The sequence below is a fragment of the Fusobacterium varium genome, assembly GCA_021531615.1.
GTDB lineage: Bacteria > Fusobacteriota > Fusobacteriia > Fusobacteriales > Fusobacteriaceae > Fusobacterium_A > Fusobacterium_A varium_C.
Genome location: JADYUE010000001.1, coordinates 13,229 through 26,438 on the forward strand (window position 1 = coordinate 13,229; position 13,210 = coordinate 26,438).

A 13,210-nucleotide genomic window follows, 5' to 3' on the forward strand; every position below is an offset into this window, starting at 1 on the left:
CGCATATTTTATAAAGGGGAGAGGTTTGATGTTAAATGGAAAAAATATAAAAATATTGGAACTTTTATTTCAGGAAAAATATAGTATTGATGATTTTGCAAAACTTTTAAACCTCAATCCTAGGACAATAAGATACAATATCGAAGATCTAAATAGAGCATTAGTTAAACATAATCTTAGTGAGATAAAGAAGGATAAAGATCTATTTTATTTAGATAAAAAAGAGATTTTTAAAATAAAAAAACTGATCTCTTCAAATTCAACTTTAACTTCAATTGATAGAAGAGATTACCTTTTGACAAAACTTTTGTTAAAACACGAAATTATCTTAACTCATGAAAGTGATGTTCTAGATGTCACAAGAAGAACTTTAAACTATGATCTACTTGAAGTAAAAAAGTTTTTAAAAGAGTATCAACTTGAAGTTGAGGCTATCCCAGGAAAAGGAGTTAAAATCTATGGAGAACCTCAAATAATAAATAGACTTTTAATAGCATTTTTTACTAAGTTTCTCTCTGCTGGAATAAACTTAAAAACTATTTTTAAAAATATTATTTTCTCTTTAGTTGATGAAAAAAAGCTTGAAGAGATTCTATTAAAAACTAATATTTTATTGGCTAAAATAAAAAAAGAGCCTCAAATATATAGTTTTTATGCTATTATCTCCATAATTATCTTATCTTTTACTCCTAAAGAAAATAAAAGTTTTTCTTATAAATTAAAAAGTCGTGATTTTAAAAATTATCAAGAGATTAAAACCTTCTTTAAAGATGAGTTACAACTTGATCTTTCTGAAGATTATATCTGTATTATTATAGAGATATTAAAGAGCAAATATATGAGTGATTTTGAATTAATTCTTGAAGAGAATATATCATCTTTTTTTGATGAGTTACAGAAAAATATCTTTAAAGATATAGTGATTAAGAGAAGATTAAAAAATAAAATTTTAAATTTAATTAGAATTTCTGATTTTAAATCTAGGTTTAATATATCAGAAAAAAATATTGATGTTTCAGATCTTCCAGAGTATAATCTAAATCTTTTTTTCTATCTTGAATCTCTACTAAAAAAATATTTTAGAAGTTTTGAAAATGAAGATATTATTTTATTAACTAGATTTATTCAAAGTGAAATTAATAAAGAGAGAAAAAACAGCAGAAAAAAAGTTATTATAGTTGATAATACATTAAACCATTTTGCTGGAAAAAAAGTGGGAAGTTTTTTAGAAAAGATCTATAATATTGAGATAATTCAATATATACCTGTTTACAAACTTAGATACTTTTTAAGTCAAGGAATAAAAATAGATTTAATAGTAACTTTAATTAATTTAGAATTTGAAATTACAGATATTCCTGTATATGAGATTGAATTAAAGCAATTTTGGAGAAACTTTAAATTATTAGAAAATGAGTAATATACAAAAGGCTGTACAGATCAACTAATCTGAACAGCCTTTCTCATTATCTATTTAATTCCAACAATTTCATATTTCTTTAAAAGTTCCAATGGATGGTAAGACTCCTTTGCATCTCTAAGTCCTAAATCACCAAAATCATCTTCTCTATTTACAAACTTATAATCTTTAAACTCATTTTGTAAAAACATCATATTTATCATTTGATAACTTCCAATATATTCATTAAGCCCCTTCTCAATATGAACCACTACATATTCATCATCTAGTGCCTCTCCCAATGAGTAAGCTATTACTTTTCCATCAACTTTTAACATTCCACCTTTGACTCCAAGTCTATCAAAGTGATTTAAAATATTGTGGATTCCAATATCTTCATTTCTTAAAACAGGTATAATTTCACAAGATTTATCGTGACACCAATCTCCTTGAAACTCTAAAACCTCTTTTATATTTTCAGAAGTTATCTTCTCATAAGCATAGTCATAAGTTTTCATAAAGTTGTTAACTCTATTTTTCTTTTTAGAGTATTTTCTTCCCTTTAAATAAGCTAAACTCTCTAAAGAGTAAACATAGTCAAAGCTATCCCTTCTCTCCTCTAAAACAAAACTATCTTCAAGATAATTTTTCCATTTTTCAGGTACAAGAATAATTTGAGCTTTTTCATTTAAAAGGTTTCTTATTATCTCTTTAGCATTATCTAAGTACTCCAATGATCTAGGTACAGGCATAAAGTAGTAATATTTACCCTCATATAATCCTCTTACAACTAGAACATTATTCTCTATAGCATAAGTTGCCTTCTCCCCTTGACTCCAAAGATAAAGATTTGTAAAGTTATAATCACAAGTTATAAACTTCCCTTTGGTGAACTCATCAATAATCTCTTTATCGTCAATGGTTAAATTTTTCCATTCCATTTTAATATCTCCTTAGTAAAATATATAATTTGTTCCTCACTATATAATACTAAAAAAAATATACTTTTACTAGCACTTTTTTATTTTGCTAGTTGATAGATAGCCTCAACATAGATTCTAGCAATAGTATCAATCTTATCTATTTCTAGGCACTCATTTTTTTGGTGCATATTATCTACTTGAGATGAAAGAAGAGCTCCAAAAGCAACTCCATTTGTTACCTCTCTAGCGTAAGTTCCTCCACCAATAGCAACTGGCTCAGCTTCAACATCTCCAGTAATATCTTTATAGATATTCATCAATGTAGAAACTAGGAAACTATCTTTAGCAACATATAGAGGAGCTGTGTTTCCAGCAACAACTACATTTACCTTTCCTTCTACTTTTGCTTTTAATGTATCAATAACTTTTTGGTTAGGTACATGAACTGGACATCTCATATCTACACAAATTTCCATAGCTCCATTAGAGATATTCATCTTTCCAATATTTAAAGTAAGTTTACCAGTTTCATGATCTTCAAAGTTTACTCCTAAAGATGTTCCATCATTTTCCATTTTTACATATTCTTTAAAGAAATCTACTATATTTTTTAGATCTTCATTTAATATTTCAGCAGTTCCTAAGAATGCAAATAGTGCACTAACTGCATTGTATCCTTTGTGAGGTCTTGCAGCATGAGAAGATTTTCCTTCAGATGCAACATAGTATTTTCCATCTTTTAATTCAACAGAGATTTTAAACTCTTTTCCTTCATTATAAGCTTCTACTTTAGATAATAGATCTCCAGTAAACTCTTGAGGAATAACAGCTTTTGCCCCATCAGGAACAGAGTTAAAAGCATTTCCACCAGTAAATGTGAAATCTCCTAAGTTTTTATACTCTTGAGTAAATTTAACACGGATAATTCCCTTTTCTGCAAATGTTACTGGGAAGCTAGAATCTGGAGTAAATGCCATAGTTGGTTGAGGCATTTTTAAAGTATTGAAGTAATGTTCCATACATAAGCTTCCAGTTTCTTCATTAGCTCCAATTATCATTCTTACTTTTCTATTTAATTTTACTCCTGAATCCATGATAGCTTTCATAGCATATAAGCAGATCATAGATGGTCCTTTATCGTCAAGAGTTCCTCTTCCAAATATTTTTCCATCAGCTATAACTCCACCATATGGGGGGTATATCCATCCATCTCCTTCAGGTACTACATCTACGTGTCCAAGAATACCTACAACCTCTTCTCCCTCTCCAAATTCAATAGTTCCAGCATAGTTATCAAAGTTTTCAACTTTAAATCCTAATTTAGCTCCTAAATCTAAGAAATATTGTAATGCTGCTGTTGGTCCTTCTCCAAAAGGTTTTCCCTCTTTAGCAGGTTCTTGTACACTTTTTATTTGTACAGCTCCTTGTATTCCTTTTACAATCTCATCTTTGTAAGTTAAAACTTTTTCTTGTAAATTTATCATCATTACCCCCCTATTAAATTAAAACTGTTCTCCAGTTTCCATCTGTATCTTTCTATATTTTTTATAAAAAAATCTTAAATATTCATATTCAAAAGGTGATCCACTACTATAATATCTAAAACTTGTATTTTTTCTCTTATCTATCCCTTGTAGAGCAACTACTCCAGGTTTATCTATATCTACAATATCAGCAGCTTCATAAGGATCCAATGCTCCTAAAGCGTATGTATTTATTCCACTACCTACTGCATCTCTTAAATTACTAGGTCCTAAAAATGGTAAAATAAGGTATGGTCCATCTCCTACACCATAGTGAGCAAGAGTAAGTCCAAAATCTTCATAAGGTTTAGGCATTCCCAATTTTGATGCTACATCAAATAAACCAAACAACCCTAAAGTAGCATTTATAGAGAATCTTCCCCATGCTTTCATAGCTTTTTTAGGCTTTGCCTGTAAGATAGAGTTTCCTGTTGTAGTAAGATTTACACTATTTGCAAAAAAGTTTTTTACTCCTTTTTGAACAAAAGTTGGAGTTATTAAATTATAGGCATCTACAACAGGTAAAAAAACATATTTATCAAAAGTATAGTTAAAATAGTATATTCTTCTATTTAAAGGCTCCCATGGGTCATATACTCCAAAATATTGAGCAATTTCACTTTTAGTTTTTAGATTTTCACTACTATTTTTATTTTCATCTCCAAAAGCAGTTGCACAAAGTAAAGTGAAGATTAAAAGAGTCAGTATTTTTTTTCTAATTTTCATATTTAAATACCCCCTCTTTTAAGAATTTTAACATTACATCTACATTTTCAGAGTAGAACATATTTCCACAATGTCCCCCATATGGATAGATTATAAGTCTATCTTTGAAAGTATTTTCCAAGAATTTGAAATCATTTTCATTTAAGATAAGCTCATCTCTATTTGTTACAGCTACTATCTTATCAGTTGTTTTCAGATAGTTCTCTATCTGTTTAAGAGTTGTAGTTGTAAGCAGCTGATTTAATGTGATATTTCCACCAAATTTCTTTTTATAATATGGATAGGCAAGTCTATTCATATAATCTTCAAAATCAGCAAAGTCTATCTTTTCAAAGTATGGAAACATATTTGTAAATTTACCAACTGGCTCTGTTACATATACTCCCATATTATTTAAAAGATCTGTTACATAGTTCAGATCTATTGATGTCAATCTAAAGGCAAGTCCTATTAGTTGGCTCATATCCTCATTAGAAAGAACATCATTTTCAAATAATTTATAGATAGTTTCCTCTGTTATCTCTGTATATCCACCTTTTAAAGTTGAAGATACTTTACTTATAACACTATCTATTAACATTCCTATTTTTTTAGGATCATCATCTGTATATTTATTTAACTCTTTATCAAGTTTCATAGCTGAAGAATATATATCCACAGCTGGATTTACCATAAAAACTCTTTTAAAGTTAAATGCCTTTTCTATTTCATCTAAATATGAAACAACAGCAGAAGATGTTCCTCCAAGGCTATAACCTACTACATAGAAATCAGATACTTCAATATCATCCTTTACAATATTGTAAGTTTCCTTCATCACTTTGTAGATATCCTTTCCATCTTCTATAATCATTCCTGGCATCTTATTTGTAGAAGCATTAACAATAAAGTTAGAGTGCATAGGTGAAGTTATAGAGATTACATGGAATCCTGCATCATAAAAAATTCTTTGAAACAATATCATTCTTGTAGCATGATAGTCTGATCCTGTACCAGCTAAAAGAAAAATAAGTGGAGCTTTCTCCTTTTGGTGAACTAAAGAAAACTCAAATTTGCCATTATACCATAAATTTTCAGGTGGCTCCTTGCTATTAGGTAGTTTTACTTTATACACCTTTGTGGGGACAGCTTCACTTACTCCATCTGTCATAAGAGTAGAACTTCCTAATATAGTTGCCATATATGGATTTTTAAATGGATATTTATACTCTCCAAATAGGTTGGAAAATACAAGTATTAATAGTGCTCCTATTATCTTTTTCATTTTTTCCTCCAAACAACATATAATAGTTATTCTACTTCAATTGTTAAAATTTTTCAATAGTTTAGTAGATTTCATATCCAGCTTCTTTGATTTTTACAATAACATTATTTCTATGTTCAATGTCACTGCATTCAATTACAAGGGTAATCTCTTGCATATTAATTCCTAAATCTATATTATACATGCTTTGAGTTATAAATAAAATGTTAGCTCTATTTTTTGTAATAAGTTTTAGAAGTTTTTCTGTTTCTCCAAATCTATCATGAACCTTAACTTTAAATTCAAATCTTCTTCCCTCGTTGATAAGAGCTCTGTTTAAAACTCTCTCAATAAGGTTTACATCTATATTACCACCAGAAACAACAGCACAAACTTTTTTTCCTACACATTTAACTTTTCCAGCAAGAATAGCAGCTAGAGGAGTAGCTCCTGCACCTTCAGCAACAACTTTACTTTTTTCCATAAGGAATAGTATAGCTCTAGCAATCTCATCTTCACTTACTGTAATAACTTCATCTACATATTTTCTTACAAGTTCAAGAGTTTTACAACCAACTTTTTTAACAGCAATACCATCAGCTATTGTAGGTTGAGCACAAACTTCACAACACTCTCCACGTTTTAAAGCCTCTGTCATTGAAGCTGCATTTTCAGATTCAACACCTATTACTTTTATCTTAGGATTTATTGATTTAACAGCAGTTGCTATTCCAGCAAGAATTCCTCCTCCACCGATAGGTACTAAAACTGCATCAAGATCTGCTGCATCTTCTAATATTTCAAGACCTATTGTTCCTTGTCCAGCTATTACATACTCATCATCAAATGGATGTAAAAATACTGCTCCAGTAGCTTTTTGAATTTCACAAGCTTTAGCAAAAGCATCATCATAAACAGTACCACAAAGTACTACTTCTGCTCCATATCCTCTTGTAGCTGCTATCTTAGCTATTGGTGCTGTTTCAGGCATAACTATTGTAGATTTTATACCTTGAGCAGTAGCTCCTAAAGCTATACCTTGAGCATGGTTTCCAGCTGATGAGGCAATAACTCCTCTTGCCTTTTCCTCTTCTGTTAAATTGGCTATTCTGTTTAAAGCCCCTCTTAATTTGAAAGAACCTGTCTTTTGTAGATTTTCAAGTTTAAATAAAACTTTTCCTCCAGTCATTTTTTCTAGTGTAGGACACTCAATTAAAGGTGTTCTTTTAATTGAACTTTCAATCGTGGTTTTTGCTTTTTTTATAGTTTCTAGTGTAACTGCCATTTTGATTCCCCCTTAGTAATGTAAAATATTCATACAAGTTATCTATCTTCATTATAAAACTTTTCTTACTTATTTTCAACATTTTTATTATTTTTCTATCAAAAGTAATAAAAAAAGAGCAATTTATTTTATAATTTATATTCTATAAACTCTGTAATAACTTCATACTCATTTTCTTTTCCCAATCTCTCTAAAAGATTTTCAATAATAGCTTTATAGTTAGCAAGTTGCTCCTCGTTTATCTCTCCAGTTTTATAATCAACTATATAAACACAACCCTTTTCTCCTTCTCTTGCCTCTTTTATCATCAATCTATCTATTCTAAAAGTTTCATCCTCTGTATAGATCTCATATTCAGGATAGATTTTATCCCACTCTTTAGAGAAGATCTCTTTTTTCTTATTTAAAATATACTCAATATTTTTTTCAGATAGAATTTCAGCTATCCCCTTTTCTCCTAAGTTTGATGCAAACTTAGCAAAAGTCAATTTTTTAGCTCTTTCAATCTCTTCAGAAGTTGCATAGATCAAATTCTCAAGGAAATAGTGAACAACTGTCCCCTTCAATCTTTTAATTTCATTTTGAAGAGAGTGAGAATATATTTTCTCTCTATCTTTAAATATGCTCTCTTCTCCCTTTGGATATGATGCCTCAGGAGTGGAAAGATTAAGTTCAAAAGTTTCCCTCTTATCATTTTTATCTTTAGATTGAACTTCAGTAAAAATTATATCCTTATCTCTAAACTCTTTTTCACAATTAATTATATCTAAATTGTAATTATTTTCATCTTTAGTAGAGTTCTTATCATATTTTTCAAGAGCTATATAGATATTATTTTTAGGTCTTGTCAAAGCAACATAGAGATTATTTATCTCCTCATGCTCCTCTTTTATTCTGTTCTCCTCTAAATATCCAAACTCACTTGATAAAATTTTTAAAATATAGTTAAATTTGGTATTTGTTAATAGAAACTCTTTTGCCTCTTCATATTTGTTATCCATTATAAAATAAAAAATTACTTTAGGTATATTGTTTTGACTTGTTTTAGGATTATAGTAATAGAAAAGTGTATCAAACTCAAGTCCTTTAGATTTATGGATAGTCATCAGATTTACACTATTTTCATCTTTCAATACTATTTTCTTAAACTTTGAACTATTTTTTTGATCTTCAAACTCACTTAAAAACTCATCAAAATATCTATAACTTTTAATAATCTTATAGAAAGAGTACAGATTTGAAATATCTCCCTTACTAGAAAATCTCTCTGTAACTCCCAATTTTTGAAGAATATCATAAGTCAAAAAATATGTCTCTCCATCATTAGCATTATATTTATCTTTAAGTTCTTTGACTATCTCCAAAACTTCTCTCTCTTCATCATTTAAATTTATCTCTGAAGAGTAATCTAACAACCAATTTTCTATATCTTCTCTCTCTTTAACTAGATGTTTTAAAGAATCAGCAGAGATATTCACAAGATCACAACGTAAAAAATTAAGTAGAGATAGGTAATCATTTTTCACTAGATATTTTATCAAATAATATATCCCTTTGATTCCTCTACTTTCAATTACATTGACATTTGAATCAACAACAAATGGGATATTTGCCTCAATTAATTTCTTTTCTATCAAATCTAACTCTTTATTCTGTCTAGCTAAAATTCCTATTCCCTCATAAACTCCATTGAAGTCAAGTTGAATTTTTTCTATTATCTTATCAATAACACTTATATTTTCTTTTTCTTCCTTATCTTCTAAATCTTCTAATAAATCCTTAGTCAAAATTTCAATATGTCCTTTTTGGTTTTGATTTTTAGGATTTACCTCTAGAAATTCCCACTTTTTACTACTCTCTTCACTTTTTTCAGATAGAGTTTTAAAAAATTTATTATAGAACATAACTACATTCTCTTCACTTCTATAACAAGTATTTAGATTTTCAACTTCTCCATCTATTATCTTTTCAAGATTTTCAAAGAGGTTTTTCTCTCCACCTCTCCAACCATAGATACTCTGTTTTTCATCTCCTACACATATTACATTTTCGCTTTTATCTATAATATCCTTTAAAATTTTCCATTGTAATATACTTGTATCTTGGAACTCATCTATAAATATAGTTTTTATCTTTCCATCAATAATATCAAAAAAATCATCAGTAACTCCATTTTCATCAACAAAATTTAGATTTTTATCTCTAATATATTTAAATGTGTAGTTACTTATATCTGAAAATGTAAATCTTTGCTCTTTGAATTTTATCTCATCATAAATTTCATAGATTCTATTAATAACTTGAAGGAGTTTCTCTTCATATGGGATAATTTTTTCATTAAACAGAGTTTTAGCAAGATTTAATCTTAACTCCTCTTGTAGATAATTAAGATCATCTACTCTTTTATTTTTTTTAGTTATCTTTCTTCCATCCCAAATATTTCCTTCTAATAACTCTTTAAACTTATCTAATAAAAACTTTTCTTTTTTCAACTCACTTTCTAATAGAAAATAAGATTTAGCTCTTTTAGCAATAAAAGCTTCTATTGGCTCTTTCTTTTCAGTTGCCACAGATCCAACTATTTCTAAAAGATTCTCCATAATATTAAAGTTGCTTTTTACTTGAAAAGGCTTTCTTTTTATATTTAATTTATCACCTAAAACTATTATTTTCCATCTATGGCTTAAAAGTTTATCTATTAAATCAATATAATTATCTATATCTCTTTCTGTATTATCTTTTAAAAACTCTTTAAACTTTGCAAAATCCTCTTTAATAGTAAAAAGTTTATCCAATATTTTAAAAATAGTTTTTTTATTTTCTTCCTCATCAATAATCTCATAAGAGTATATTTTTAAATATGGAGCAATAGCCTTTTTAAAAATTAGATTAGTAAAGGCATCTATTGTGTATATTCTAAGTTTATCTCTATTTTGAACAACCTCTTCATAGATTTTCTCAATCTTACTTTGATTAAAATCTATCTCAGGGTAAAGTTTTAAAATATTTTCCCTTAACTCCTTTGCCTCTTTTCCATTCTCCTTTAATTGCTTTAAAAATTTCAGTATTCTATCTTTTATCTCAGCAGTTGCTTTTTTAGTAAAAGTCATTACTAAAATATCTTTAAAATCATTTCCACAACAAAGAGAGGCTACATATTCAAGGGATAATCTATATGTTTTTCCTGTTCCTGCACTTGCTTTTAATATCAATCTATTTTTCATAAATCCCTCTTCTTTCCACAAATATCAATATACTCACAAATATTCCCATTAATTTCACAAACATTTTTTTTCTCACTTCTAATATAAAAAGGATTATCTATAAACTCTAAAATATTTTCTTTTAACTCCTCTTTAGTCAACTCTATCTTTTCAGCTATCTTTATTTCACCTTTTATAACATTAAAAATAGATTTCTCTGCTCTAGTTTCATCTCCAAATAAGATAATAGAATAATAATCTAATTGTGTCTCTTTAGAGCCACCAGTTTTATAGTCTATAATCTCATTTCCAATGTCACTTTCTATTACTAAATCTGCCTTTCCTCTTAAATAAACATCAATTTTATCTTGAATAAAAGGTGTGTTTTTCCCTGCATCTTTCTCCCCTTGAAATCTTCTTATACTTATATTTTTATATTTTGATGCTAATTTTTTAAAGAAGATCTCAATATTTTCACTTAATAGTGGGATAAGAATCTCTTGAAGATACATATCCATCTGCACTAGAATTTTAGATCTATTATTTTTTATCTCTCTATTTATAGCCTCAACTATTATCTCTCTATCTATTTCATAAATTCCCTTAGATAGAACATCCTTCCAAATATCTCTAACTATATTTTCTAAAATTTTATGTACCATTGTTCCTAAAAATTGTTTATTTAGATAATCAACCTCTGAATCTTTTTCTGGAATCAATTGAGCCAATTTTTGAAAATAAAATTTTAATGGACATTTTACAAGGTTATCATAGTCATAAGCTCCTATATTCAATCTATTATCTTTAAAATCGTTTTCCTCTTTAGAAAACTCCCCTTTTTTAAACTCTAAGTTTCCTATAAGAGAGCTTGGAATAGATTTTTTTAATATCTCAATACTTTTATTAAGTTCAATAGGAGCACTGTTGATTTTCAGATCATATTTTATACATAGCTCATCTATAAATGGAGATATATCAATTCCCTTATCTTCGTTCTTTTTAGTGAAGATAACACTATTTTTATTTGTAAATAACATTTGGAAAAATCTATATTTTTTAACTTCTCTTTTTTCCTCTTTAGTTGTAAGATTTAGCTCTTTTCTCTGCTTTTCAGTAAAAATAAGATTATCTTTGATATTTCCAGGCATCAAATCACTTGTAATATCTATAAAAAAGTTTGTTTTACTAAATCTTCCTTGATCTCTAAATAGATGTTTTGTTTCATTGGCATAGAGAGCAGATTCAATATTTTTTATAATAACTCTTTCAGAATCAACTTTCTCATTAGAAGTTACTACAATATCCTTCATATATTGAATAGTCAGCTTTAAAAGAGCTATACCTAAGTTACCATCAAAATATGATTTAAAACTTTTATGTATACTCATATTTTCATTCTCTTTCATTATTCCAAAGATTTCAAAGAATTTTTCAAAAACATCTCCATACTCTTTTTGGATAAATTTTTCAAGAGATATCTCATTTTTAAAGTAGTTATATAACTCATCTACACTTTTTAATTTTAAGATACTACTAAAATCTTTGAATATCTTTTCTAATTTTTTTGTAAATCCAATATCCTCACCAATAAGATATTGAACCTCATTGCTATGTAAAATATCCAAAGAGATATATTGATAGAAATTTGATGAGATTCTCTTTATCAATCTTATATCATCTTCAGTTAGAGAATAATACTCTTTAAAGGCTCTATTTTCAAAGGCTTTTTCAAATTCTAAAAGATTATATGTTTCTCCTAACTTTTCTTCCATATTCAATAAAAGATTTAATTGAACATTTAAAAAAGCATATAACTTTGTATCATTCATTGTCACAGCTTGAGATTTTCCAAAATAAAATGGAAATAGATTGAAAAATTCATTGTTTTCAGGAGCAGGGGAATAGAATTCTCCCTTTTTAGCTTTCTCTTTAAGAAGATATATAAGACTCATGCTCTCTTCTAATTCATCTTTAGATTGATATATAAATATATTACTTGGGGAAGTTTCTGGTAAAATAGTTTCTTTAAATTTTAAATTTTCCTCATCAAAACTACCTTTCTCCATTTGTAGAGCTATCTCCACTTCTTTTTCTTCTCCTAAATCCACAATTATATCTCTATACACCTTTTCAAACTCAACAATATCCACAAAAATTATCTTGCTAAATCTATCAAAAAAATCTTTCTTATAATATTGTAAATCTTCAATCCAATCACTAGGGATATAATTATATTTTTCCAAAAGCTGATCAAAAGACTCTTTTATCTTTTCAAAGTGTAAAAAATATCTTTCTTGCCAGTTTTGTACATTCTCCACTTTATCAACTTTATTAATTTTTATCTCTCTATAATACTCAAAAAAATCATTGGCAAAATCAATAACATCATAGTATGATTTTATCCCTAACTCCTCTTTTATATCCTTTGGAAGTGATGTATAAAAGGCTAAAATTCTCTTAGCTTCTTTTAATACTATTTTATCTGTATAAAAAATCTGCTCTTTTAACTCATTAAAGGTTAAAAGAGTAGGTTGCTCGCTGAAAAAATTCCATCTCATCTTTTTAGAAAAGATAGATTTCATTCTATTGTCACTAAAAATATATAGATAATCTTTTTGTATATTTTTTTTACCTGAATATTCAACTATAAAACTTGTTCCATATCCTATATATCTAAAATTTATCAAGGTTACCTCCTAAAATGAAAGATCTGATACTGACTAAGATTAATTTATTTTAGATTTTCTCAAACTTTTTTATCTTTAAAAACAAGTTTATTTCTACTAAATAAACTTAATCTTGTATCGAAACTGCTTTATCTCATTATAACATTTTTTTATGTAAAAAATTAGAGTAATCTTTTAAAATAAACAAAAAAATGGTGCTATAAACCACCAATCAGTTTATA

General features: G+C 27.8%; 8 protein-coding genes. 1 reads left to right on the forward strand and 7 read right to left on the reverse strand.

Annotated features, from left to right (window positions below):
- The first annotated feature begins 28 nt into the window (after positions 1 to 28).
- On the forward strand, positions 29 to 1,420 hold the full coding sequence (locus tag I6E31_00075; protein ID MCF2638358.1) for a hypothetical protein: 1,392 nt from the start codon (positions 29 to 31) through the stop codon (positions 1,418 to 1,420).
- A gap of 50 nt (positions 1,421 to 1,470) precedes the next feature.
- Here the strand turns inward: I6E31_00075 and I6E31_00080 are convergent, their stop codons facing one another.
- From I6E31_00080 to I6E31_00110, 7 genes are all read right to left on the reverse strand, one after another.
- Entirely contained in the window at positions 1,471 to 2,340 is an 870-nt protein-coding gene (locus I6E31_00080) for a DUF2156 domain-containing protein (protein MCF2638359.1), read from the reverse strand.
- An 80-nt stretch (positions 2,341 to 2,420) separates the two neighbouring features.
- Entirely contained in the window at positions 2,421 to 3,803 is a 1,383-nt protein-coding gene (pepV, locus tag I6E31_00085; protein MCF2638360.1) for a dipeptidase PepV, read from the reverse strand.
- A 21-nt stretch (positions 3,804 to 3,824) separates the two neighbouring features.
- Positions 3,825 to 4,571: a VacJ family lipoprotein gene (locus I6E31_00090; protein ID MCF2638361.1), complete on the reverse strand. Its 747-nt coding sequence runs from the start codon at positions 4,569 to 4,571 to the stop codon at positions 3,825 to 3,827.
- Positions 4,561 to 5,835, reverse strand: coding sequence for a serine/threonine protein kinase (locus tag I6E31_00095; protein ID MCF2638362.1), 1,275 nt, complete (start codon positions 5,833 to 5,835; stop codon positions 4,561 to 4,563). Before I6E31_00095 ends, I6E31_00090 begins: the two co-directional genes overlap by 11 nt.
- Positions 5,836 to 5,896: 61 nt before the next feature.
- Positions 5,897 to 7,099 (reverse strand): threonine ammonia-lyase, encoded by a 1,203-nt coding sequence (locus I6E31_00100; GenBank protein ID MCF2638363.1) that lies wholly within the window; start codon positions 7,097 to 7,099, stop codon positions 5,897 to 5,899.
- 128 nt (positions 7,100 to 7,227) lie between these two features.
- Entirely contained in the window at positions 7,228 to 10,323 is a 3,096-nt protein-coding gene (locus I6E31_00105; GenBank protein ID MCF2638364.1) for a UvrD-helicase domain-containing protein, read from the reverse strand.
- Complete coding sequence (locus I6E31_00110) at positions 10,320 to 12,989, reverse strand: PD-(D/E)XK nuclease family protein (protein ID MCF2638365.1); 2,670 nt, start codon at positions 12,987 to 12,989, stop codon at positions 10,320 to 10,322. Before I6E31_00110 ends, I6E31_00105 begins: the two co-directional genes overlap by 4 nt.
- Between the last annotated feature and the right edge of the window lie 221 nt (positions 12,990 to 13,210).